The 26,872-nt window shown below is 46.0% G+C and carries 17 protein-coding genes; 15 read left to right on the top strand and 2 right to left on the bottom strand.

Translation table 11 applies throughout. The features are described from left to right. Nucleotides 1-285: 285 nt before the first annotated feature. From MESINF_RS05395 to MESINF_RS05355, 9 genes are all read left to right on the top strand, one after another. A complete protein-coding gene (locus MESINF_RS05395) occupies nucleotides 286-1,041 on the top strand; it encodes a hypothetical protein (protein WP_169698883.1) in 756 nt (251 codons plus the stop codon). After that, the gene (locus MESINF_RS05390; protein WP_169698882.1) at nucleotides 1,025-1,558 is read left to right on the top strand and encodes a hypothetical protein; all 534 of its coding nucleotides are present in this window, start codon (nucleotides 1,025-1,027) and stop codon (nucleotides 1,556-1,558) included. The genes MESINF_RS05395 and MESINF_RS05390 overlap by 17 nt, the downstream gene beginning before the upstream one ends. 24 nt (nucleotides 1,559-1,582) lie before the next feature. Continuing rightward, a complete protein-coding gene (gene brxC / locus MESINF_RS05385) occupies nucleotides 1,583-5,077 on the top strand; it encodes a BREX system P-loop protein BrxC (RefSeq protein ID WP_169698881.1) in 3,495 nt (1,164 codons plus the stop codon). 1 nt (nucleotide 5,078) lies between these two features. Continuing rightward, nucleotides 5,079-8,873 (top strand): BREX-1 system adenine-specific DNA-methyltransferase PglX, encoded by a 3,795-nt coding sequence (pglX, locus tag MESINF_RS05380; RefSeq protein WP_169698880.1) that lies wholly within the window; start codon nucleotides 5,079-5,081, stop codon nucleotides 8,871-8,873. A gap of 4 nt (nucleotides 8,874-8,877) precedes the next feature. Further along, nucleotides 8,878-11,091, top strand: coding sequence for a PglZ domain-containing protein (locus tag MESINF_RS05375; protein WP_169698879.1), 2,214 nt, complete (start codon nucleotides 8,878-8,880; stop codon nucleotides 11,089-11,091). A 15-nt stretch (nucleotides 11,092-11,106) separates the two neighbouring features. After that, nucleotides 11,107-13,122 (top strand): protease Lon-related BREX system protein BrxL, encoded by a 2,016-nt coding sequence (brxL, locus tag MESINF_RS05370; protein WP_169698878.1) that lies wholly within the window; start codon nucleotides 11,107-11,109, stop codon nucleotides 13,120-13,122. Nucleotides 13,123-13,362: 240 nt separating this feature from the next. Beyond that, the gene (locus MESINF_RS05365) at nucleotides 13,363-14,289 is read left to right on the top strand and encodes a DUF4268 domain-containing protein (RefSeq protein ID WP_169698877.1); all 927 of its coding nucleotides are present in this window, start codon (nucleotides 13,363-13,365) and stop codon (nucleotides 14,287-14,289) included. Between the two features lie 624 nt (nucleotides 14,290-14,913). After that, on the top strand, nucleotides 14,914-17,148 hold the full coding sequence (locus MESINF_RS13725; protein WP_169698876.1) for an AAA family ATPase: 2,235 nt from the start codon (nucleotides 14,914-14,916) through the stop codon (nucleotides 17,146-17,148). A gap of 67 nt (nucleotides 17,149-17,215) precedes the next feature. After that, the gene (locus MESINF_RS05355; protein WP_169698875.1) at nucleotides 17,216-18,469 is read left to right on the top strand and encodes an McrC family protein; all 1,254 of its coding nucleotides are present in this window, start codon (nucleotides 17,216-17,218) and stop codon (nucleotides 18,467-18,469) included. A gap of 62 nt (nucleotides 18,470-18,531) precedes the next feature. Here MESINF_RS05355 and MESINF_RS05350 read toward each other — a convergent pair whose 3' ends face one another. Further along, nucleotides 18,532-19,125 (bottom strand): site-specific integrase, encoded by a 594-nt coding sequence (locus MESINF_RS05350; protein WP_169698864.1) that lies wholly within the window; start codon nucleotides 19,123-19,125, stop codon nucleotides 18,532-18,534. A 95-nt stretch (nucleotides 19,126-19,220) separates the two neighbouring features. Beyond that, nucleotides 19,221-19,514: a WGR domain-containing protein gene (locus tag MESINF_RS05345; protein WP_169698874.1), complete on the bottom strand. Its 294-nt coding sequence runs from the start codon at nucleotides 19,512-19,514 to the stop codon at nucleotides 19,221-19,223. Between the two features lie 243 nt (nucleotides 19,515-19,757). Between MESINF_RS05345 and MESINF_RS05340 the strand changes: the two genes are divergently transcribed. The 6 genes from MESINF_RS05340 to MESINF_RS05315 all read left to right on the top strand — a co-directional run bounded on the left by MESINF_RS05340 (nucleotide 19,758) and on the right by MESINF_RS05315 (nucleotide 26,846). After that, entirely contained in the window at nucleotides 19,758-19,955 is a 198-nt protein-coding gene (locus tag MESINF_RS05340) for a hypothetical protein (RefSeq protein ID WP_169698873.1), read from the top strand. Then, a complete protein-coding gene (locus tag MESINF_RS05335; protein ID WP_169698872.1) occupies nucleotides 19,940-20,275 on the top strand; it encodes a type II toxin-antitoxin system PemK/MazF family toxin in 336 nt (111 codons plus the stop codon). Before MESINF_RS05340 ends, MESINF_RS05335 begins: the two co-directional genes overlap by 16 nt. Nucleotides 20,276-21,080: 805 nt before the next feature. Next, nucleotides 21,081-21,581 (top strand): hypothetical protein, encoded by a 501-nt coding sequence (locus MESINF_RS05330; RefSeq protein WP_169698871.1) that lies wholly within the window; start codon nucleotides 21,081-21,083, stop codon nucleotides 21,579-21,581. Further along, entirely contained in the window at nucleotides 21,578-24,316 is a 2,739-nt protein-coding gene (locus tag MESINF_RS05325) for a WD40 repeat domain-containing protein (RefSeq protein WP_169698870.1), read from the top strand. Before MESINF_RS05330 ends, MESINF_RS05325 begins: the two co-directional genes overlap by 4 nt. Nucleotides 24,317-24,341: 25 nt before the next feature. Beyond that, nucleotides 24,342-25,076, top strand: coding sequence for a hypothetical protein (locus MESINF_RS05320; protein ID WP_169698869.1), 735 nt, complete (start codon nucleotides 24,342-24,344; stop codon nucleotides 25,074-25,076). Nucleotides 25,077-25,301: 225 nt separating this feature from the next. Further along, nucleotides 25,302-26,846, top strand: coding sequence for a hypothetical protein (locus tag MESINF_RS05315; protein ID WP_169698868.1), 1,545 nt, complete (start codon nucleotides 25,302-25,304; stop codon nucleotides 26,844-26,846). The last annotated feature ends 26 nt before the right edge of the window (nucleotides 26,847-26,872 follow it).

Below are 26,872 nucleotides of genomic sequence, written 5' to 3'. Positions count from 1 at the left end.
CCGCTGGTCCGCCTCGTGAGCGAAGGGTTTCACGGCGTCAGGCTAATGGCTTTAAACAGATAACAGGCAGTATCTTTTATAAGCCGCTATAACAGTCTTTCAAGGATACGCTCGATATCTTTCTCCAATTCCTCAGGTATCTTAGTACCGAAGAGGATAATTGTCCCGTAAACACCGATTCGGCTTCTAACTGTGCCACAAGGGTTTATCCTGTCAGATTCTACACTTGTTCAAACGACAATATAGTTGTTATAATCCAGTTACCCGACACGGAGGTCCCAGTGTATGCAACCGAACTCAAGAACACATCTGGATAAAGCGTTCGATCACCTGGACAATGTCATCTACATAATGGGCGAAGTAATAAAGGGAAGAAATGCCGAAGAGATCAGAAAACACCTGGTGGAAGACGATCCCTTCAACAAGTCGAGAGAGTACAGAGGCAATATAGCCAACTGGCTAATCGGCGACTACGTCAGGGGCTTCACTCCTTCAGCGCTGGACGTCTTTGCGCGCATAATGACTTCCGACGTAATAGAGACGCAGATAAAACGTGAGTTGCTCTTCTGGAAGAACTGCGAAAGGGACTCGCTCGCCAGGGCGCTCACACTCGAGCATATATATCCTGCCTACCACAGGGGAGAGCCCTTCCTGCTACGTGAAGACGTAGTCGAGTTTATCGTCAAGAAGGCGGGCTTCACAAAGTATATGTCTGACAAGAGGATAACAAACTACCTCTCAATAACATCAAAGCTCGGTATGGCCGAATCTAACGGCAAGAATATAGATTTGCATTTTTTCCGCCCTAAACGAGAGAGCGTTACCGCGGTCCTGTACTTCCTCTTCAACTCAAAACTTTCACCTTCCGCCATTTTGAAGGCAGACGATTTCAAATACTTGCTTCTGGACGAGAGGGATCTCCTCTCTTACCTTGCGGGGCTGAACGCTTCCGGGATCATAGAGTTCGCTATGGCAGGAGACGTTGTAAGGCTTGAGCCGAAGATAGACTTCGAGGTGTTGCTCGATGCACTTGCGCGATAACCTCACACTCTCAGAGAAGCTGGATATGGTCTCAGACAAGCTCTCAAGGGCGGATTCACTCGTCAGCGAGACGGAAGGTTCCCGGGTAATAGTCCTCATAGTAGCTCCGAAGGAAGAGGCGACGGCGGTACGTGAGTTGAAGATGCGTTTCGAGGGCAGGATAAACCTGCTCAATTTCGGGGCTAAACTCGTAGAGACTGCTAAGAGTTATGGTATGGAGAATCTGGAGGACGACTTCTCGTTTCTAGGGAAGTCTAGCATAGGCGACTTCTCAAAGCTACTGCTAAACGGTCTTATCGAGAGTATCGTCGAGTCTTCAAAGGCGAACCCTATAACGGCCGTACACAGACTCGGGATACTCAACGGTTTCTTTGGTCTCAACCCGTTGATCGAGGGCGTGACCGGCAATCTCGCCAATCCCGCCCTCTTTATTTATCCGGGAAAGAGGAAGGACCATATCCTCACATTTCTAGACGGAAGGCACACGACATCGGTTTACAGGGCTTTAGTGATCTGAAATAGACAGTAGGGGGTCGGGGTAATGAAAATAAAAGATCTTCTGAAGATAAACATAGCTGAGGAAGTCCCTCTGGTCATAAAAGCGGGGGATCAGAACCTTGAACTCGAGCAGAAGGAAATCTCCCAGTACATAGTGACTCACCAAATAGAGAGCCATCTCGAGAATTTTCTCCTGAACTATAAGCTCCCATCCACCGAAAAGATAGGCGTCTGGATCTCGGGCTTCTTTGGCTCGGGAAAGTCATATTTTGCCAAGATACTGGGCTACCTGCTCTCCAATCACGCCCTGCCCAGGGGCATAACGGCACGCGAGCTCTTCAACGAAAGGGTAGCCAGCTGCGCAAACCCCGAATTCCTCAAGGCAAGTATAAGCGCTCTCAACAGCATACCTGCCACGGTGATAATGTTCGAGATAATAGGCGAAGGCTCTATGACCGAAGATACCGTACAGCAGGTGATGTTCAAAAAACTCCTTCAGGCGGGCGGTTACTCTAGCGTCCCGAGCGTCGCGATTATGGAGTATGAACTGGACGAGTTCGGCCATCTGGAAAAGATAAGAGAGCTCATAAAGGCCGGAGGAGACGACTACGGCAAAATAACCACCAATGCTGGCGAGTTCCGCCGCCTCGTATCGCGCGTTATGGCAGAACGGCTCGGGTACAGCTTGGAAGAGGCTAAAGACTTCCTTAGATCGGCGGTGGACAAATACAAAAATCTCACGCCCGGTGAGTTTGCCGATCACTGCGTCGCCTATACAGAGAAGACAGGGAAACGCCTGGTCTTCATCATAGACGAGATAGGCCAGTACGTGACCTCAATAAAAGACAACGACGACAGGATACTCGCCTTACAGGCGGTGGCCGAAGCCTTCTCGTCCAAAGGTAAGGGCTCGGTAAGGCTTATAGTGACCTCTCAGGAGAAGCTAGACCAGTTAATAGCCAACAGCAACTTCGACAAGCACAAACTCGGAAAACTGACCGACCGCTTCGAGGTAAGGCTAGACCTAACTTCCGAGAACGTGGACGAGGTGGCCCGTGAGAGGCTGCTGAAGAAAAAGATAGAGACAGAGCCGCTTTTTGAGAAGACGATGCGAGACAATCAGGGTAACATAACCACACTGAGCAACACGGAAGGAAGCTACAAAAAGACCGAAACCAAAGACGACCTTATGAACTACTATCCCTTCCATCCCTACCATTTCCAGCTCATACCGGACTTTGTGCAGAACGCCAGAGGGAAATCTTACCAGCAGGCAACGACCCGCAAGTTTATCTCTCTGGTCGATTTCATACTGAAGAACCTGAAGGATGAAGAGTTTGGCAGGATGGTGAACGCCACCGACCTCTTCGACGCACTCGGACCGGGCTTCTTCGGCTCTGAAGTAATGGCGCTTGTAAGAAGCGCCGACGACTACCTTGGCAGAAACGTAAAGGCTTCCGACATACTCAAGACTCTCCATATCCTGAAGAACCTGACGAAGATAAAGGCAAGCGAGACGGTCATAACCCGGCTGCTCGTGAAAAGCATCTACGACAAAGAGTACGATCTGGGCAAAGAAGTCAGGGACGTTATTGACTATCTAGTTGATAACAGATACGTGACCCGCTATAACGGCGAGATAGATCTGGTGACCGATCTCGAGAGAGAGTTTATAAAAGAGATGAATGAAACCATCATAGACATACCCAAAAGAAACGAAGAGATAGTCAGGCAGCTTCAGGCAATATCCAACCACAGGGATTACAGAGAGATCCAGTACGGAGACGGCCCAAGCGTACCCGTAGAGTGGCTCTTTGAAGGTAATTCGATCAGTAGCAAGAAAAAGGGCCTAAAAGTCAGTGTCGCTTCATTCACCGGGGCGAATGTGGAGGGTATAGAGTTCGAGTCTGTGAACCACGCCGATACGGTCTATCTAATACCCGAGGAAAACGACAAAATAGACACGCTGGCCCGCGAGATAAAGAGGCTGGAGGTCTCTTTAGACTCGTTCCGCACATACAAGACAGGCGGTGACACCAGAGAGATACTCGCAAAGTATTCGGAGACTATGGAAAACAAGAAGAGAGAGCTGACCGGAGAGATCCGCCACAGCTTCGAGAAGGGAAAGCTCGTCTATGTGGGTGAGTTAATCTCCGGTGGCAACATACTTTACAAACTCAAGGAGTTCATAAAAGACAGGGTTATCCCTGCTTACTATACTGACATTACCGCCACTACTGCGAAGTCCAAAGACATAGAGGACGTGCTGACCAGACCGCAGAACACGTTGAAGACAGTGCGGGTTGACGATGACCACCGTGTCTTCGACGAGAATGGCGAGCTAATAGAGACCCACAAGATAATCTCGCCCGTTATACGGTCATTGAAAGAAGACAGGACGGGCGCGGACTTGCTGGAGGAGTTCACATCTCCTCCATACGGCTGGACTCAGGAGACGGTTATGTACTCTGTGGCCTGCCTTATGCGCGGGGGCAAGATAACGCTGAACAACATAGACTCGTACGGCAAGCCCGAAGTGCACAAGGCATTTAAGAGTGTCGGCGAGTTCAAAAATGCAAAGATACGCAAGAGCGTTGTGCTCTCGACAGAAGACAGGAACAGACTAATACAGCTTATAAACCCTCTGCTGGACGACGGGAAACTCTCGCTCCAGTCACCAAGGAGCGAGTTCATAACTCACGCCCTCGATGGCCTTAAACGTCTGTACAGAACCCTTGAAGAACTCAAGGGAAAGATGGAAGAGCTCGGTGCGGCCGTTAACTGGGAGCTGGACAAGACGAAGGGACTTATAAACCTGCTTGTCGGGGGCGGCCACGACTGTCTTGACAAACTACTGGAGGAGAGGACTATCTTAAGGGAGCTGAAGGAAATCGCAGACAAGACCGAAGACTTCCTTAAGAAAAACTACGAGAAGATAAAGAAGCAGAGGGGCTTTTTGAAAGACATAGATGGCGAGATAGCCAAGAGAGAGTTCGACGACGGGCAGTCTGAAGAGTTATCTGCGCTGGTGAAGGAGTATAGAGACACTCTCCCGAGCATCGCCTCATTTGGCACCGATCTGGACGGTATCTTCGAGAAGCTAAGAAACACCTACAAAGGCTACTTCAACCCCGTCCATAACGAAAGAGACCGACTGCTGAGCGAGATAGAAGAGTACCTCGACTCCATACGTGAAGAGCGAAACCAGCTGGGTAAGAGGGCGGCGGACCAGAGCTGGTTCAAAGCGCCGAATTCTCCCTGCAACGAACTCGAGATACGCTTCTCCTCAAAGTGCGAGCACTGCCATATAGGCTTCCGTGAGGCCGTTCTGGAGATAGCGAGCCTCAAGGGCAAACTTGAAGGGTTGAAGGCCTCTTATGAGAAGTTTATGGAAGAGAGACCCGTTACCACGCCTCCGCCGGTCAGACGTGAGAGATTAAAGCTCAAGAGAAGACTCACATATCTGCAACTGAAGAGAGAGCTTGAGAAACTGACGCTGAACGATAACACAGAGATAGAAATAGAGCTGGAGGACTGATATGGCCGATCTAGAAAAGACGATAATACAGATACGCGAGACACTGGAGCGATCGTATCCGCTCCTTCTTAAACAGTGCGGGATTACGGAGAGCGGCGATATGGGCAGGGCCTTCCCTGGCTCTGAAGGGCTACGTGAGCAGATACTCCCGATAGTGCAGGCAGATGAAAAGCAACTGGGCATTAAAGAAGCCAGAGAGAAGTTCGTTCAGGAGGCCTCGTTCACCACTCTCAACAGGCTCGTCGGGCTCAAAGCGATGGAAGCGCGGGGCCTGCTGGAGAGGACGTATGTTACCAAGAGCATAGACACCGGCGGAAAGAGCGAGGCACATTACCTGTATCTCAGCAGAAACCCGCAGGCCCGGAGTGAGCCGGGACAGGGCATTAACAACGTCCTCAGAGAGATATTTCAGGAGCTGTCACAGGAACTTCCCCAGCTCTACAACGGCAGCCGTTACGGCTTTCTCCCGCGTCCAAACGACACCGTTACGGTGATCGATCTCATTAACTCCATAGACCCGGAGAAATGGCTGAAAGACGACATAATCGGCTGGATTTATCAGTATTACCAGGAAGCAGAAAAAGCGAGAATCTACGCTGAAATTTCGGCAAAAAAGAAGGTCGATTCCTCTTACAAACTCGTGAGTGTCACCCAGTTCTACACTGAAGACTACATAGTCAAATACATACTCGACAACACGCTGGGCCGTTACTGGCTGGAGATGCACCCCGAAAGCCCCTTAAGAAACTCGCTGAAGTATTACGACACAACTGTACCGGTAAAGAGCCGCGATAAGAAACCTGTCGAGGAGATAACCGTTATGGACCCGGCTTGCGGGAGTGGCCACTTTCTTCTCTACGCTATGGACCTCCTGCACCAGATGTATCTCGATTCCGGGCACACCGAAGATATACCCCGGAAGATAGTTGAGAACAACCTCTTCGGTCTGGACATAGATGACAGGGCGATACAACTGACGGCATTGAGTCTCTATCTGAAGGCCAAGAATCTGTCTAGGAAGACCAAACTTACGAGATCGAATCTCTATGCCTTATCTATGGATCACTTCGACGAATCCGACCTAATGATCTCAATGGGCCTTTCCGACCTCACCAACCCTGTGATCCGCAACCTTATGGAAACACTCACGAGCCTCAAAAAGCTCAATATGATCGGCTCCCTCTTCAGAATGAAGCCGGCAGGCAAGAAAAAGAAGATAGAGAAGACTGCGGTTCTTATGGAGGCCTCCACCGACAGGTCGATGGACAGACTCATACAGAAGATGGTCAACACGATAGAAGAGAAGTTACCGGTACAGGCAGACGCCGTCTCGGCTCTCCTTAACAGCGACTATGCAAAGCAGTTCAACGCGATAAGGCTTTTGTTGAGCGAATACGATGTTGTTGTGACAAATCCGCCTTACAGAGACTCGGGCACACTCTCTGAAGATATGAAGACCTTCCTGAAGGAATACTACCCGGACTCGAAATCGGATATGTACTCTGCCTTCATTGAGAAGTGTCTTGACCTGACCGGGGAGAGAGGCTTTCTTGGGATGGTTACTATGCAGTCGTTTATGTTCATATCCTCACACGAGAAGCTAAGGAAGCTCCTTCTGGAGGAAGCGAGGATCTCATCTCTGGTTCATCTAGGGCCGCGAGCCTTCAGGAGTATAGGCGGCGAGATAGTCAACACCGTTATGTTCGCCATAGAGAGGGGCAACGGGCATCTGGAAACATCCTTCCACAGTGTGAAGGATCTCGACTACGGCGAAAAAGTCAGGACGATAAGTGAGACGCTCGCAGGCAGAGTACCGGAGAGGGCCTATACATTGAACCAGTCCGAGTTCAAGAAGATCCCGGGCTATCCCTTCGTTCACTGGATAAGCGATAGGATAAGGGAGCTGTTCAAGAAGTACAAGCCCCTGATGAAGTATGCCAACGTATCTCACGGATTATCTACCTGCAATAATGACCGTTTCCTTCGCTTCTGGTGGGAAGTGAAGCAGGAAGACATCTCGCTTGATTACAAGAGTGATAGAAAGAAATGGGTACCCTATGCTAAGGGCGGGCCTTACAACAAGTGGTACGGGAATTTGTGGTGGGTAGTTGACTGGGAAGACGATGGGAAAGAGATAAAACAATCTATTGTAGAGAAATTCCCATACTTGAAAGGAAATTATTCTTTTGTAGTTACTAACGAATCCGACTACTTCAGAGAGGGGTTGACTTATACTTTAACGACCAGTTCAGGTCCTACTTATAGGCAAATGCCCATCAACCACATTTTTGATGTAAAGGGAAGTGCTATCTTTCCCATAATGGGCTCAGATTGGGAGTTTCTGTCGGTACTGACCTCGAAATTATTTTCATATATGTCTCTGTCAATAAGACCAAACGTTGACTTCCAAGTTGGAGACTTGAAAACCATACCAATTCCCGAACCATCAACCCTCGGGAGTAAAGCCATAAGCGCTGCCGAAATCCGTGACCTTCTCGGCGGTCTCTCGTCCCACTCTCCACTCTCCACGCTCAACTCGGTTACTCTCTCCTCTCTCGCTCGGGACTGCATAGAGCTAAAGAAAGAGCTGTACAGCTTCCACGTTATGGAACGCGACTTCAAACACGACCCATTGAGCTGGGGACTGAAAGAATTAAGAGAAGAGGGCGGGCAAGTGAGGGTAAAAGACGCCCTGAAGAAGTTCTTCATCCATAAGGCTGAGCTCGAGGCGAGACTTCTTATAAACGAAGCGGTGAACGACGAACTCGTCTTCAAACTGTATGGACTCCTGCCCGAAGACCTGACACTTTCAGATGTGATTACACAATCCGGGCTCTTGGGGTCGCTCACGGAAGATGCGCCTTCTGCTCTTAACGAAGGACGGGTCCACGATCTGGGACGAAGGACGCAGGACGGCTCTTCTGACCTCTACGCTGCCGTTCTCGAGGTCCTTGAATCGGAAGGCATACCCGTCGGTGCATATCCCCGGCGCGAACTGACCGAAAAAGAGAGGGAGAAACTCAGAAAACTCTATCTCAAGCACAGGCACGACAGGGGTTCGGGCAAAAGCGAGGCCATAACGGGGATGGAGTTCGGGATCGTCGAAGAGCTCGCCGGCGCGCTTAAAGTCAGTCCAGTTACCGTAGCCGAAGAGCTGTCGAAAATTGACGCCCTACCCGAAGAAGCCGTAAAGGACGTACTTTCCGAGCACATACAGGCGCTCACACTGGATATACTGCGCGAGGACAACGACGGGATAGTATCACTGTCAACAGACAGTGCCGAGCCCTCACTGCCCACAAGAATAGTGAAGAAATGGCGCGCTCTCGGCATTGGAGACACGTATAACGAAGTAGAAAACCTGCTGGGCAAGAAACTGGAGGAATACCTGCTAAAAGACTTCTTCAAAGACCACTCGAAGCGGTTTATGAACAGGCCAATAATATGGCATCTGGTGTCCGACAAAGGCAGCGTAAACTTCTTTGTGCTGCATCACATATGGTGCTACGACAGAATGCTCCTCCTGAAATCCAAATATTTGAGCCACGTCAAAATGACACTGGAGAACACGCTCGCCACCGAGACCGACGAGAAGAAGAGGGCAAAGCTAATGGAGAGGATGGAAGAGCTCGAGAGACTGGCGATCTCGCTTGACGAACTCTCTGACGGTTGTTACCTCCCCGAGATAGACGGAGGAGTGGCCAAAAACATAGCGCCCCTCCAGAAGAAGGGCCTGCTCAAATACAACCCCCTCAGCACAAAGCTGGTGGATAAAATGCTGAAAGTGGAGTGGTAACACTATGCACTTACTTAATACCGTACTGGCTAGACTCGAGAGACTGGACGATTCCATACCCGTCGTCCTTAAAGACTCCGATCTCTTACTTGGAGAGAGCCTCTCATACTTCGAGGACAGGGGCTGGCACTGCCTGACCCTGACGGATATGGACAGGGAGTACCTCACTATGCTCGAGGCCGAGAGCCTTGCACAATCGGGTAGAAAAGTCCTCATTTACATAGCCAACAGGTCCGAGAAAGACCTCGTCTTCCTCGCCGAATACTGGGACAGGGGAAACGGAGAGCTAGTCTCGGCCATAAACCTGTTGAGTGAATTGAGGATCGACCGGAAAGACTTCAAAAAAGACTTCCTCGTCTCCCTTGTCAGGTACGGTCTGTCCAAAGACGAAGACTGGTGGAAAGACCTCAAGGCACGCGGTGTGGAGAATATAAGCAAAGTATTGAGGGCAAGCCTTTGGGAACTCCTTAATAACAGCGTTTATGCGGAGAGCCTCACTCAAGCGGAGCGAGAGTTTGTATTCATACACTTTGCAAACACTACCTTCGGCCTTAAACTCGTGGCATCGTCATCACCGGAAGAGGCATCGACGCAGATAGGCGAGAAGATACTCCAATCCTCCTACAAGAGCAGACCGGGCGACGAACTTTTCGACTACTACAACGAATGGGCAGACTCTAGCACATACTCAGACAGCATACATTTGCACGCGGAGAGATTTGAAAAGAGCCATAAAGACGAACTTCTGAAAAACATAGACACCTTCGAGCGCGACTACAAACACCCGTTTGTTTCCATAGAGCTTGAGCTGTACGAAAGAAGGATAGACGCCCTTTTGAATGGGGAAGATGCGGAGGAAGTCATAGCTTTTGCAAAAGAGCGCACCGGGAAACGCAAGAAAAGAGAACAGGACAGAGAGGCCGGTATCTACTGGGAAGAACTCGCAAGTCTCGAACCTCTTCTTCAAGATGAAGACCTCGGCGGCATAGACTCACTCGAGAGCTTTCTCAAGGCCTACAAAGAAAGACTCTGGCGTTACGACTCGCTGTACAGAAAGCTCAGAGGCTCACACCTGCCCGAAAGACTGAAGAAATGGGCCTCAGACAGACTCTCAAAGCTGAACGAAGTGATCTCAAACCACTGGACCAACTACTACGAACCCTCAATAGAGCCCCAACAGGCCGGCCTTTTGAGGCGGATACTTACAGGAGAGGGCAAGAAGGCGGTCATCGTCGTGGACGCTCTAAGGTATGAACTTGCCCGCGATCTCAAACTCAAGAGAGAAGTCAAGACAGAGTACGACCCTGTACTGGCGGCGACACCGACCGAAACGCCCGTGGGAATGGGCGCTCTATACTCATCTGGGCATATTGAAAAGAGCCTCAAGGACAGGAGAGTCATTATCCGTGACAAAGAGACGGGCAGAATACTGGATAATGTGACTAGCAGAGAGGAGAACCTCAAAGAGCTCGTACCCGGGGTCGAGATAGTCGAAATGGGCACCAGATTACCGGAAGCCGAGAAGATAGTTATAAAGACAAGGGACATAGACTCTATGGGCCACGACGACCTGATAAAGTTCTACGACGGGATAATTGCCGACCTTTCAGAACTGGCCGACGGACTGCTCAAGAGGGGGTATGAGGTACACTTCACAAGCGACCACGGTTTTTACCTCCCGCTCGAAGGGGAGAAAGTCAAACAGGACGGGACGGGGAGCTACTCAGCCGGAGTAAGGTATAGCCTGAACAGTGTCAAACCCGAAGAGGGGAAGTACGAACAGGCCGGCAGCAGCTTCGTGCTGTACGCCGGCAGCGGAAACGTATTCAAAGACTACGGCGGCCACTTCTGGCACGGCGGTATAACACATCAGGAAGTCATAATCCCGCATCTGGTAATAACACCGATCAAAGGGAAGAAGCGCTGGAGAGTGGAGATAGGAAACAAAGACAGACTGAAGACAGTCCAGAAAGACCGCTTCGACATACTCCTCTTCCCCGAAAAAGACCTCTTCGGCAGCGCTCCGAGAGTGTACATACAGTGTCTGGACGAGAGGATCGAACTGGACGAACCGGTAGAAGATGAGACGAGGCAGACGCTCAAAATAGCTGCAAAGAGCGGTGACACATTCAAAATAGAGATAAGAGACTTAGAAGACGGAGCTCTACTGGACTGGGTAGAATGCAAATACCTTCCGACGAGAGAGCGGCTCTTCTGATAGGAGGACACGCACGTGGAACTGGACGCCCTTGACCTGAAAGTGCTGAAGATATACCCCGAATACGTGATAAAGAAATCACTCGTGAGGAACCTCAAGATAGGCTACAACGTGCCCACATACGTCCTCGAGCACCTGCTTGGGACTTACGCCGACCTCTCAGACCCGAGGAATATTAAGGGCGTGGAAAACGTAGAAGAGATCCTCCAGAAACACTTCCTCCGGCCGGATATGGCAGAACTGGTCAAAATGCAGCTTCGTGACAAGGGTTTTTTCAGGGTGATCGACAGGATAGACGCCTGGCTTGACATAAAGCAGAACGAATACGTTGCCGGCCTCCAGAACCTGAGCATACGCAACGGAGTGATAAGCGACTTTCTGGTCAAGGAACACCCGAAGATGCTTCTGGGCGGAATGTGGGCGATAATCGATCTGATCTACGACCACAACACCTACCCGGGAAGACCCTTCGTGGTAGATAAGATACACCCAATACAGCTGAGCAACTTCATACGCGACCAGTTCGTGGAAAGGAGAAAGGAGTTCACCACACAGGAGTGGATAGACCTCATAATCCGCTCGATAGGCCTGGAGCCGAAGAAAATGGACGAGAGACAGAAGCTCTTTCAACTCCTCAGACTCGTCCCTCTGGTGGAGAAGAACTACAACCTCGTGGAGCTTGGACCCAGGGCTACGGGTAAATCGTACATCTACCGTGAAATCTCGCCGTACTCGTTCTTGCTATCCGGAGGCAATACGACCGTCGCACAGCTCTTCTACAACATAGCCACACGCAAGGTAGGGCTCGTGGGAGAGTGGGACCTTATAGCTTTTGATGAAGTCGCCGGCATACAGTTCAAGGACAAACAGGCGCTGCAGATGCTCAAAGACTTTATGGAGGCAGGCTCGTTCGCCAGAAAGGTGGAGGTAGTGGCCGAGGCCGGGATAGTCTTCAACGGGAATATAAACGACGATGTGCAGACGCTACTGAAGATGTCGCACCTCTTTGAGCCATTCCCCGTGGAGATGCAAGATACCGCCTTACTCGACAGGATACACGCCTACCTCCCAGGCTGGGAAGTGGAGAAACTGAGAGCGGACCTCTTCACCGACCACTTCGGATTTGCCATAGACTACCTCTCGGAAGTTATGAGATCCTTAAGGGGCACCTCTGCGGTAAACGTACCGGACAGACACTTCAATCTGGGGAGCCAGCTGAACAGGAGGGACGAGAAGGCGGTACGCAAGACCTGCTCGGGCCTTCTCAAACTCCTCTATCCCGACGGCGAGTACACGAAAGAGGGGATAGAGAGTGTTCTTTCCTTCGCCATAGAATGCAGGAGACGTGTAAAAGAACAGCTGAAGAAACTGGGAGGCCTCGAGTTCTGGGACACCAACTTCTCGTATATAGACAAAGAGAGCAAGAAAGAGACCTACGTGTCCGTAAACGAAGGCGGCAGCAAAGCTCTCATCTCTCAGGATCCTCTTCCTCCGGGGGTTGTTTATACCGTCTCGATAGCCGGTGGAAAGACCACGCTGCTGAAAGTCGAAAGTATCGTAGTACCGGGCTCGGGGAAGCAGAACATAAGCGGTGGCGGGACGCCTGCCAAAGAGGCGCTGAAGACAACGGTCTCCTGCATAGCCTCCAACCAGCGCAAGTACCTGCCATCCAACTCGGCTTTGAAAGACTATGACATAGCAGTACAGTTAACCCCTATGATAGGCAGTGAAGTGGGCGATGACATAACCGTCGCCATATTCGTCTCCATACTCTCGGCCATACACAGAAACACGCTGAAGAAGGGGCTGGGGATCATAGGGGATATGACTATAACCGGAAGCCTTAAGACCACACTGTCCTTCGCCGACAGGGTCACTATGCTCGCCGAGAACGGTGCAAGGGCAGTCACCATACCTCTGGAGCAGATGGGAAACCTGTCTAGCGTCTCGATGGACACGATCTCGAAAATCATCCCGATACCCATCGCCGGCCCGGAAGATGCCTTTATGCGCGCCAGGCTGGAGGATTGAGGGCTGCAACTGGGGCTAAAGAACATCCGAATTATCAAAGAGGAATGAAACGAGAATTAATGACGAGTAGTTAATGCACCGAAAGGACCTAAGTGAAAACAATAATACTGTGAAGAAAGCCTTATCGCTAAAGAGTATTGAGGCGATTTTGTTCTAGCATTTCTACTTTTGCTTTTCTTGCTAAGCGGATTGTCCACAGAAGGGTTCAGAGAGTTCTTTGCGAAACAAGGAGGTAACTGCATGCCAGCGCTGGGTAGAATTGAACGCGTAGATGATTTACGAACAATCTGGCAACATGAGACGCATGACTTTTCCAAATGGTTAGCTCAAGAAGAGAATCTGGTCCTACTTAGTGAAGCAATCGGTATTGATATTGTTTTCGAAGAACTAGAATCTCCTGTTGGAGGGTTCAATGTCGATCTCTATGGAACTGAAGACGGCACAGGTCGGAAAATCATTATCGAAAACCAGCTGGAAGATACAAACCATGACCACTTGGGTAAGATAATCACCTACGCTTCAGGTAAGGGAGCCGAAGTGATTGTGTGGATTGTCAAAAGAGCAAGAGATGAGCACAAACAAGCAGTTGAGTGGATTAACCAACACACAGACGAGAATATTGGATTCTTCTTAATAGAAATTGAGCTTTGGAGAATAAACGATTCTTTGCCAGCCCCGAAATTCAATGTAATTGAACGTCCCAATGATTGGTCTAAGATTGTGAAGGCATCTGAAGGGTTGTCCGATACCAAGAAACTTCAGCTGGACTTCTGGCAGGCGTTTTGTGATTATGCTTTTGCTAGACCAGAATTCTCAAGAGCCTTCTCAAAACGGAAGGCAAGTCCTCAACACTGGTACGACTTGAGTGTGGGAAACTCTGCTTATCACATCGCTCTTACCGCCAATACGCAGAAGAAGCGACTGGGAGTAGAGATTTATATCGATGATGATAAAGAACGATTTGAGAAATTCAGAGCGAATAAGGATGCCATTGAAGAAGAACTTGGAAGTTCGATTGAATGGCGTACAGCAAATAAGGCGTGTCGAATCCTTGTTCTGCGAGATGGTGATATAAAGAAAGGCGAAAGCGCTTGGCCCAAACAATTCGATTGGCTCTGCGATATGGCATTGAAGCTTCGCAACATTGCGAAAAAGTATGACAACTAACCATCCACGATGAAAGAGAGAATAGTTCAGTGTGATAATTTGGTATTCAAGAATTCTCATGAATCTATGTATATTCCCCTCCTAGTAGCTGTAAGACAAAGGATGTTTTGAATGGTTTTCCGGAATTACTAATAGATTTTTTGAGGACTCTTCGGAGCGGAGTGAATCATGGGATCTAGTGGTTCTGCAAATTGGAGGGGTGTTGGCTTCTGCTTAGCAAAGAATCGTGACTGATAATACGCTGGACACTTAAGCGTGAAAACAGGTGGAAAAACAGTGACAGAATTCATTTTGGCAACTACCGGAGATAGGTTGTCTCCTTGAATCGATCACCGGTTTGCGAGAGGCTACAAATGAGATCTTCACGAGGGGGCAGGTGTTTTTATTTGGTTGTGCACATGAAGCCGGGTCAAGGGAACGAGCCATACAAACTCCTTTGTATTTCGCATAAGAGTATTACGTTTAAGATCGAGTTCTGCTTTATTGTTGGCTGATAGACTACGGTATCAATCAATAGTTCTCATCTATTCGATCCCGGGGATTAACGTTAAGTCGCTGATTAAAGGATAGGTAATAGAAGAAACGAGTAATTACGCAAATAGCCATGCAAAGGAGTTGATACTCTTGGATAGTGGATTCCAATGGGTTCCGTTTTACGAGACTTTTGCCGATAGACTACTGGAATTTAAGGATAAGCCGGGCGAACTATTCAACGTGATAAAGAAGCTTGCGTCGGATCAGCCGCTGATGAAATATCTTCATTTTGACCGAGAAGATTGGTGGGGGCCACGTCAGCATCGGATCGATCCTTTCTCAGTAATGGGAGTAATAAATCGCGGGACAACAGATGCAAATAGAACCCTTTTGGCGAAAATACTTGGCGACGAGTTCGGAGTGAAAATCCCTGCGCCAACACAATTTGTTGGAATACCTGTTCTTGATAACAGACGGTCGTTTTTTGTTGGTGATGATGAAATGTGGAACCTTTTCATTTACGCCTTGGAATCAGCCGATGCAAATACTTTTTCCAACGAATTCAAAGAGGCTTTTGACAAGGCCGTTGCCGTAAAAGGCAACGGGTTGACATATGTCACGATGGGCCTGTTCTGGATTAGACCGAATGTATTTCTCGCGCTTGACACCAATTCCCGCAAGTACATTTCTGAACATTACTCCGTAGACTTACCCAGCACCCATTGCACCGGCAGTGAATATGCAGAATTCTTAGGCGCTTTGAAAAATGAACTTAGTAAGGAAATACCCAGCTTGTCATTCCCGGAGATGTCATATAAGGCTTGGATTGAAAGAGGAGGTCCGTCACCTCGGCCTTCAGTTGACGTTCCAAATCCACCTGGTGTTGAAGATGTAGATCAGAAATTGATAACTGCGAAGAATACTATTCTCTACGGACCCCCTGGAACGGGGAAAACCTACAGCGCTATTCGGTACGCAGTTGCTATTGTTGAGGACAAAACTATTGCCGAAGTGAAGTCTGAGGACTACGGAGAAGTGTTCGGTCGCTATCTAAAATACAAAGACGATGGACTAATTGCCTTCACGACTTTCCACCAATCTTTCAGCTACGAGGAGTTCATAGAAGGGATTCGTCCCGTTGTCTCCCCGGAAGAGAAAGCTGATGCCAACAAGGAAATTGAATACGAGATTCACGATGGAATCTTCAAGGCGTTCTGCGATAATGCCGGGAAACCTGTCGGAGGAAAGGCGGACGCAGATTTGGGAATTGGGAAGAACCCAACAGTATGGAAGGTTTCTCTTGAAGCAGCAGGCGATAATCTGACTCGGACCGAATGTATGGAGAATAACCACATTCGCATTGGATGGGACGAATACGGAGAAAACATATCTGATGCTACGGATTTTGGAGAGCACGGTGGAAGTAACGTACTTAGCGCCTTTTACAACAGGATGCAGATTGGAGATATTGTTCTTTCTTGCTATTCGAGCAAGACGATCGATGCTATTGGTGTTATCACCGGCGAGCCGGAATGGCACGACGAATACCCGCAGTATAAACGGGTACGGAATGTCAAGTGGTTAGTAAAAGGGATTAACGAGGATATAGTCGACCTCAATGGCGGGAGAACAATGACGCTTTCGACTGTGTACAAATTGTCTATTTCCGTCTCGGATGTATTGCAGATGCTCAGGAGTCTGAAGCCAGATCTATTCACAAAGAAAGTTAAGATACCAAACCGTGTCTTCATAATAGATGAGATTAACCGCGGCAATATTTCCAAGATCTTCGGCGAGCTCATAACGCTGATTGAACCTTCGAAGCGTATAGGTGCAAGTGAGCAGCTACGTGCAAAACTGCCCTACTCCGGGCAGGATTTCGGTGTGCCTAATAATGTCTATATCATCGGAACCATGAACACTGCCGATCGTTCAATCGCATTGATAGACTCCGCATTGCGCCGCAGATTCAGCTTTGTCGAAATGCAGCCAGACTCAACGACACTCGAAGGTGTACATGTGGAGAATATCAACATTGCCAAAATGCTCGATACGATTAACAAGCGCATCACTGTTCTATTAGATCGTGAGCATACGATCGGGCATTCCTATCTGCTACCGCTTAGGAAAAGCGCGACTATTGAGACTCTTGCGGAGATTTTTGAAAACAGCATAGTTCCTCTCTTGCAGGAGTATTTCTACGATGACTACGAGAAGATCCAGCTCGTATTGGGAGACAACAGAAAGCCTGACGATAGCACACGCTTCATCGTGAAAAAGAGCGACACTATTGATCTGTTTGGTAGTGCCGAAATAGATTTCCCGGAGTATTACGAGGTGAACAGAGAGGCCTTCAAGATGATTGAAGCCTATAGGCAAATGTGAGATGACTTACACTATAACTGAATACAGCGGGTTTACCTGTGAAAAGACGGTAAATGGGTATAGGGCCTTGCCTAATAAGACCTTTGAAGCACTGGAGAACTTTATTCTCGCCAATGTCTCTGAAAAGGAAACTGAGGCGATCGAACTTCTTTCGCTATCAGCTAGAAGAGGTGTTGGCAAGGTTATAACTGCTCGGAATTACGTTGGACTGATAGCGATGACTGATGGGACGGTAATCGAGATCCTGCCAAAAATCGCTGGCGACGAGATCAGCGAAGATGCCACAAAGCGTATCTTTCTTGAGATGCTTAAGACTTTAAGAGATATCACGTTCAAAGATTTCAACGTGTCTAGTCTTCATGTGGATCGACTAAACCTCTTTGAGATCTTCATTAAGATGTTCCTGGACGAGGTGACTGCACTTGCGAAACAGGGCCTTAAATCAGATTACACGCCAGTTGAAGCAAATGAGAAGTTCTACAAAGGCAAGATTTTGACTTCGCAGAACATCAAGTATAATCTGGTAAACAAACAGCGATTCTACGTTCTCTACGATGATTTCAATATGAACAGACCGGAGAACCGTCTGATCAAGTCCACGCTTCGCTTTCTTCTTAAAGCCACACATGACGGCCGTAACCGCCAACATGCTTCTCAATTGCTTACTCTCTTTGATAGGGTAGATTATACTGAAAGCTACTATGAGGACTTTTCGAAGTGTTTGACCGATCGCAGCATGAACCACTATGATAAGGCTCTGTCTTGGTGTCGTGTCTTCTTGCTGGGGAATAGCTTCACAGCATTTGCTGGCAGCAGAGTTGCGCTTGCGCTTCTCTTTCCTATGGAAAAGGTGTTCGAGAGTTTTGTGGCGGTGAAGCTTCGCAAGCTTGTCGGTATAGGTATCAACATCAGGACTCAGGATATGACTTATAGCCTCTTTGATACACCCAGGCGCGCCTTTGCTCTTCGCCCGGATATTGTGCTGGAATTCGGTAAGCATGAAGTCGTTATGGATACAAAATGGAAACTCCTCTCAGATACCGAGCGAAACAGTGGTATTTCGCAATCAGATATGTACCAGATGTACGCATATGGCAAGAAGTACGGGGCCGACAGGATTGTCTTGCTTTATCCCTATTCCGACAGGATCAGCAGGACCGATATCAGATACGCCTCCAATGACAACGTTAAGGTTGACGTGCGTTTCGTTGACCTCAGAAATCCCGATAGCAGCATTTCCGACATTCTGTCTGAGGTTACAGATGCTGTGGCTTCGAGCGCCGGGCAAGGAGTAGCCCGCAAGCGCGAGAAGACGCAGTAGAAATTGGAGGTTTTATGGCCTTCAGGATAGTGACGGTCCGACATCGTAGGAGTAGCCAGCTGTTATAAGTTCAGCTCCACATAGATATCGTTAAGCTGCTCCTGGGTGATACCAATATACCGCAGGGTTATCGCCGGCGAGGAATGGTTAAGCATCTTCTGAATGTACTCTAGAGCCACGCCTTTTTTGTACAGGTGATAGCCGAAGGTCTTGCGGAGCGTGTGCGTGCCGATCCCCTCATCCAGTCCGACCATATTCGCATATCTATTCAGCATCTGCCAGGCGGCGATGCGTGTTATGGGTTTCAGTTCGCCTTTAGCGGTTTTTCGTGACAGAAATACAGGATCCTCGGGAGATACACTATCGAGAGAATCGTAATACAGCTTCAACGCTTCCGCGACCGACTTGTTTATAACAAACGTCTTCACCTTCTTCGTCTTGATCTCCATTACATTCAGCTGATCCCCTGCCTTCAGAAGTCTACTTCCACCGTTTATGAAGCTGCTCCACTTCAGGGCGAGTATGTCCGAGATCCTCAGTCCGGTGTTAATACCCAGAGTGAAGAGAAGAAGGTCCCGGTAGTTGGATTCACCCTTCATAATTGACTTCATCGCGTCGATCTTCTTAGTGTCTCGTATCGGCTGGACTTCCTCCATAACTACACCTCGTAAAATGCCCTGTAACGTGTTTTCTTGTGCGGTACCCTCATATCTTACCTATGCCGAGCGGCAAAACTTTCAATACGGCGCGTTTAATACAGAGGAAGGCCCAGCTGTATGGGCTTCTCATTCTTCTCCCTCAGGTACGGTGGCTTGACCACTGCGTAACGACGCCTCTGCCTTATACGCATCTGCCTGTTGAAATACCTGCGTGCCCTGGCCTCCGTCGGGAAGACTTTAGTCACGAACGTCGCGCGTTCGGAGATCCTTCCGAAAATAATGGTGACAGGATAACCGACAAACGTGGTCTGGTGTTCGTCGCTAATGAAATAGAACCGTCTCATATTACTCTCGGGTATCACTTTCTCCAGGTAAATCGATGGCAATTGCGGACCTCCGGGATGGATTCGATGTAATTAACTTAAATCCATCATACTCAATTATCAGTTAAATACAAAATCGGGAGCTGTAAAAGCTGCCCGGAGTGATCCGGCCGAAAGCCTTCAAGGGTCAGGGAAAGGGAAGAACCAGCGAACTTAACACAAGCCTCTTGTGTTAGGTTACCTGGTGAAGCCAGAGATTCGGATTGATAAGGCGATGATATAATCACATTGAAAGGGGGCGATCTAATGGATACACGTCAGCTCCTGAGAAAAGAAATAGAAACCATACCCGATACTCTCGTAGAAGAAATCCTTCGGTTTGTGAAGGCATTGAAAGAAAGGAATCTGCCTGCCTTAAGTTGTGAGCTGCTGGATGCTTCGGAGTCGGCTCTTGCCAGGGATTGGCTAAGGGAAGAAGAGGATATAGCGTGGAAAAACCTGTAAAGGGTGATGTTGTGGTAATTCCCTTCCCTTTCTCTGATCTCACCGGAGCTAAAAAGCGACCTGCGTTAGTTATCGCGGATGCCGGCGGCGATGATATCATAATGTGTCAGATCACAAGCCGGACAATTAAAGATGAGCTTGCAATAGTTATCGACCAGGTGGATTTCATACAGGGTGGTCTGAATCAACCAAGCAACGTGAGACCTAACAAGGTTTTCACTGCGGATAAGAGAATAGTATTATACAGAGCTGGCAGGGTCACCCATCAAACCTTAGAAAAAATAGTATCTTCAGTAGTAGATATACTTCAGAAGAGATAAACAGCTAATAGTGAACCAGGAGAGTATATGATCGCAAAGGATTCCGCTATTGGGTGGTGGATGGATTGCCTCTGCCATAATCAGAACAAACGGCAATATATTTAGAAATTGCCAGTTGTTCTATAAGTGAGTTGATCGATTTGAAAGACAAGACCTGGTCCTCAAAGTGGAGTGGCGAAAGAATAAGTTCAGAGCTTAAAGATAGGGACTCCGTCACTACCGGGGAGCTCAAGCCATTTCTTACTCTTCCCGGAGAAGAGGTAAGCCCGGTTACTATCCGTACCAGACTGAATGCTCTGAAAAGGCGCGGAGTCATAACCTCTGTCGGGCGTGGTCTATACACTCTCAAAGAAAAAAACAGGGTCAGACTCCTATTTTCAAGTATCAATATCAGGACTCAGGATATGACTTACAGCCTCTTTGATACACCCAGGCGCGCCTTTGCTCTTCGCCCAGATATTGTGCTGGAATTCGGTAAGCATAAAGTCGTTATGGATACAAAATGAAACTCCTCGGACTCCGTATTTACGGGACGGTATCCTCTGCTGTGGCTTCGATTGCCTGGCCGGAAGATGCGTTTATGAAATCGAGACTCGAAGACTGATAAAAAGTGATGAAATAGACCTATCCACCAATTAACAAATCGCAGAAATGGAAGTTCACACAAATGAATATTCCTTTGTGCAGAATGTAACAAGTGGTATATTAATCATATGAGTGCATTGCACTTAATCTTATCCGCCTAATACCTTTGACAGAGACAGTTGCAGACCTGAGCGATGCACCCTTTACTGGGGGTGTGATTGTGAACAGGGTAATTCTTATGGCGGTACTTGCATTTCTTTTGATTGTTTCAACAACTGCATCTGCGTATGTGGTTGGAACCCTGTATTTTCCAAGAGATACGGTGGATCTCAATGGAAGAGAGATTAAGACCTTCCTTGCAGAGCAACCTCTCACGATGTTCGATCATCTGTTCGGAACGAGCACCTACTTCAACGAGCTGAAAGACGAAGAGAAACTGAAAGCCTTCTACAAAGACACGCTAATAGACATAGCTATGCTCACTTCTCTCGACCCTATGATAAGCCTGTTTTCAAGCTGCTATACGATAATCAAATGGACGGGAACCGACCTGGACGACGTTGCAGAGGGTATGAAAACCTTCTGTCGACATCAAATAATGGCTTGTATAGGTGATTGGATATTGGTTAACAACAGAGGTCGAATGGGAGTATGTAGTAAGAGCAGAGAACAAGAGAAGAGTTATAAATACGTGTGGAACAACAAGGAAGTGAGAATTTGAGAAAAGTAATTTCTCTCTCAACCTTATTAATACTCTGTTGTTCAGAAATTCTTCTAGCACTTCTACCAAATATCTTGACAGTTTCTAGAAATGAAGGCATATCTGTTTTTAAAAATTCTGAAGAGACTCTTGTAGTTTCAGCAAATAATAATGGTCAGATTATTGTATTGGATACAGTTGATAATAATTTGTTTAGTCTTACTTTTGATGAAATTGAAGCAGCTTTTTTTGAACCTGATTCTTCCGATAATTTAATAATAATCACAAAGACAGGGATGGTGGATATCTGGAATCTATCAACGAGGCAATTGATAAAAAGTATGAAAATTTCTTCGGGAATTTCAAGTGCATATATATATGGCGGGGAACTTATAGTTGGGAGGGTTGATGGCACACTTGAGATCTGGAATTACGAACACGACTACAAAGCTTCTAGCCCCTCTCCATGGTTTGCACATAAAGGGACTATAACTGCTATCTGCTTTTGTGATAGTACACAACAACTAGTTACAGCTGGAATCGACGGGTATATAAAGACCTGGTCGTACTATAAACATACTCTTATCAAGTCAGAGTATTTGGAAAATGAAGCTTTCATAACTTCCATGGCTATTACCAACGATTGTGAGATTCTTGTAGGAACATCTGATGGAGCAATAATAAAATATGATAAGAACCTAGTACAAAGATACCGTTATCAAAGTCATAATGACAAAGTAACTGATATTGAATTGCTTTCCAAAGATATTTTTATATCGTCTTCTAGCGATGGTTTAGTTAAAATTTGGGAGAAACAGACATTTCTTCCATTGGTTTCTTTTCAAACTGGAAGTAAGATCTCCAGTTTTCAAATTGTTGGCGATACTATCTATATTGCTTCAAATAAAGGATTTCAGAAATTCATTTACGATTCTCAAAAGCCAGAGATAAACGGAAACACTATTCAAAGCTTTGAACCTTCAAGCAGAACGGTTTTAAGTTTTTCGGTTTCGGATGATAGTTATATATTGGGAGTTAGAGTCAATGGTGAGGAACTTTCAATAGCAAACGAGTTCAATATTTCTGTTGAATTTGCTGGAAAATATACCGTTGATGCAGTAGATATTTCAGGTAAAACTACTACCAGAGAATTTCAAATTCTGAAGTACATGTGGGTTGTTAAACCCTTTGAACAGTATAAAGCTGGAGACAAGATCTCTATAAGCAATGAAGATTTGAACTACTATTATTCTGGAGACAAGAGAATATTGAAGAGTCTACTTTCCAACTTTGAACCCGACACATCTCCTCCATTTCTCACCGCAAACACTGTTCAGCACAGTGAATTGGGCCATGAGAAAACACTACATCTTTCTGCCAGTGATAACAGCGGCTCTTTTATAATCACTGTAAGTAATCTTGACAATCGAAAATCCTTCACATTTGCCTCGAGCAACGTGAGCTCTATTCCTATTCGGGTTAATAGTACAGGAAAATACAAGATCACAGCAACAGATGGTTTCGGTAATTCTTCTAGCTTAACTATAGACCTCAAACTTGTTCCAAGGAAGATGTTCATTACTAACGAACTCTCTGAAAACTTTGGTCAATTAGTTTCGATAATTGGAGAAAATGAGACTGAGTATCTCGTAGACGAGTTGAGTAGTTGGGTATCAAAGAACTATTTCTCTTCTATCTTGGTTGATTATTTCATTTTGGAGGACTCTGTTATATTCAGTGCAAAGCAATCTGAAAGTGAGCCACTCTTACTTGGTGGAGTAAGTTACACTTCTGGGAAACTTGTGGAAAAGATAAAAACAGGTGATCGAGGAAACAGCTTATTACTTAACGATCCTTATAGTTCATATACAGTTACAATCCCTTACGATCCAGGATCTAGACCTCTTAAAATTGCTAGAATTCCAAAACTATCTATCGGATATATAATTAAAAACTCTTTTCTTGTAGAAGTTCCAGTTGAACTTGACGATATGCTCTGGATAAGACTATCCTCAGACAGTGGTAACGACACCGAAGTTATATACTTCTTGCCGGGAAAAATTGTGGATGGAAATGTTCTACAACTCTCTTTCGAGCCAGTGCCGAGATTCAAATATCCTTTATATATTGAAGCCTTGTTGAGCAACGGCGACTATATTCTTATCACTGCAATGGTTTCGAATACAACATATATAATAGCGGTATTAGTTTCAATATTTATATTTGCTCTTCTACTGATTCTGATCTTCAGAATTAAAGCAATTCGAATTTTGATATTATTGATTTCAGCAGCCATTGTAGTAGCTTATTTTGCTAATTGGTTCGGCCTTTTGCCTTCGAAGCTCCAATTGATTAACACAGAGGGGAAAAACTTTGTCGAGCAGCCTGAAGGATACAGCAATTCTTCAACTGAACTGATAATAAGGCATCAAGAGCTATCAAAAAGGATAAGCTTACTACCTCTTCAGCTTGAAAGCATCAATATGAAAATTGATGAATGGTGTTCTTATAAGGTTCAGACAACCAATGCCAAAGCTTACAGACTCTCAGTCTTGGAAGACCTACTTTCGAAGAGAAGTACCCTTATTACACTTACGAAGCGAACTCTTGATGAATTGGAAAAACTATATGTGAAGGTCAAGGCTGATGAACATCTTAGTAGTTTTGATGAAAACCAGATAGATAACTCGCTCAAAGCTTTGGATGAACTTCTCAATGCAGCTCTACCGGTCTCACCTAACGATTACCGCTGGTAATTACATTTTTTGGGGGTGTTAGAAAGTGAAAATACTCACAGCTATTATAACAATTCAAATGCTCTTTTGCACAATTGCATTCTCTTCTATAGCGCCAGTAAGGCTGTCCGTTGCCAGTGAGTTTAAATTGGATGTTGAAGGACTTAATTTGCTAATTGAAAGTCCATTCAGAAAAGACTATCTTCTACTTGATTCAGGAAGGCAGACTTTGTATTATGTTCCTCTTGACCAACATGGAGCGATCAGAGTTTCTGTTACTATCAAAGATTCGCGATTCATTGAACACAGATTGTTTGATGGCTCGGTTTATGAGAATGGAATAAGTCTTTCGATATTTCCTTTACCATATCCTTCAAATATCTATTTCAGAAAATATACTGCACAGGAGACTACTATTTTCGAACGTTCAACGGATTATGGAGCAATATTTGGAACACTTTTTCTTGGAGCTGCTGCTTTAGCCAGTGGTGTAATTACTTACTATTTATATTCATATGACCAATCGCTGTACTATGGGACAGGGATACTATCAATTATACTATCTTATTTTACTGTGAGAGATCTGTTCACAAAAGAATACTCAAGAGAGGTCATTGATGAAGTGGCCTCACGAAAAAAGGCTGATGACATGAATCAAGAATTTCAGACTAGACTTGTTCTTTACGAAAGCTACTTGAAGAGAAATATTAGTTATTCTGAAATGAGAATCTTTTTTATGAACCAGTTCGAGGGGTACTTTTCTAGAATGTCGGTCAGATAGATTTATGGGTAAAAAGCATTTAAAGAAAAGATAAAGGTCGAAAATGCAATTTTATATTGTTTATTTATTACATATAGATAAAGAGAGTTTTCTCTCTAAACTAGTACACCAATAATGAGTTGTGGGAGCTCTCTTTTTACTTTGCTGATGTCCAATAGCAAGGATAGTCTTTTGATTGCAATTAGAAGGGTCAGAAGAAAAATCCGGCCACGGAGGAAGAGTGAAATGAAATGTGAGTACGAAAGAATTGGATTTCATGAATGGTTTGAAGAGTATGGAAAGGCTGCAAAATTTCATATCTCCAGATCTATAATACTTGCAAAGAAAATTATGTTGAATTCTTTCACCCCGCAAGAGCATATGAAGCTTGAGAACGATCTTCTGATAGTTCTATGTGCTAGGCATATTAATAAGAAAGACCACTGCAGGCCGGCCAACGATATAAAAAAGGCTACAAACAGCGATAAGGCACTTGAAAGACAAATCTTGCTTATTAAGAACCTTGCAGCTATCTACTCCGTGGTTCTAATACTTAAAGAGCTCAAGGATAAAGTAATGTACAGTCAGAATTTTACGGAGTTATTTGATAAAGATATCATTTACAAATTGTACAGAAAAGAACTGGACGAAAAAACCGTTGGCTCTTCTGCTGGTACCAAGAACGACCAAAAGAATAAATTTCTCGAGCCTTTGCGGTTAGAGGTAGTGAACGGTATAAAATTTCCATTAAAAAATTTCTTCGCCCCCTATTGGCCGAGCGCTGGCGAACTATTCGAATTGTTATCCCTTTTACTGAAAGAAGTGGAAAGATCCTTGCATACATACAATCCTCAAAAGGCAGCTTTGTCAACATGGATTCAAACAATAATGAAAAGGCTTTTGAGTACTAGGAACGAAAGGAGTTACGAAATTCTCAAGCAATCACATGGCATTTTTGATTGTAGCTTAGAATGTCAGAGGTATAAATCGCTCAAGAGAAGGGAAATCAGAAAGATCTGCGATTTTCTGAATAGTAGCCATGGGACTGCAGGGATAAATATCGAGGATTTTGTAGACTCTTGGCTAAGCTTGCTTTTTGTTCCTATGATTTCATCAATAAGTGGGACTTTCGAAGAGCTAAAAAACTTTCTGATGAGAATGCTGAATGATTTTGAACAGGGAAGGAAACGTATTGATGAAATTTGGCCATCTTCATACTCACAGGATAACCTGGTATTATCACTGGACAGTTCAATTTCATCCGATAAAGAAAACGAGACAACCTTCATAGAAATCACTAAAAATCCAGATGCAGTAGATCCTAAAGAAGAAATGTTAGCAAGAATTGTGGCTTTGCAGGATTTCAACACCTTCCTTTACAGACTCATCAAGTTTGATGAGTGCACCCCTTGGCAGAAGATAGCTTACTTCTTTATAAAAGTACTTCAAATTGAGGAATCGACTTTTATTAATGAGTATTCGAAAATGAAAATAGAGGAACTCACAAATCTTGCAGAGAAGGAGTACTTATCAGTAATATCGCAATTTGATATCACTGAACAGGTTACTCTTAATGAATCGCTGTTCGCCGAGTTCAAAAGAATAGCACAAAAAGATAATTTCTTTTTTGTTGGAAGAGATAGATTCTATAAAAAACACTTGAAAGAAAGAGGCTACCTACGAATACCTTGTTTGCAGACCCCTTTGCAGGAATATTTCAAAGACGGCCAAGATTCAATTGAGATAGTCAGAAAATGGGTAAAGTTCTTAAGCATTCACATGTTGAAGTGATTTTGATCAGAAATTGAGTGGAAGGA

It is taken from the genome of Mesotoga infera (assembly GCF_900157305.1).
GTDB lineage: Bacteria > Thermotogota > Thermotogae > Petrotogales > Kosmotogaceae > Mesotoga > Mesotoga infera.
The sequence above is the reverse complement of the archived record's forward strand: the minus strand, read 5'-3'. Positions and strand labels throughout refer to the sequence as shown.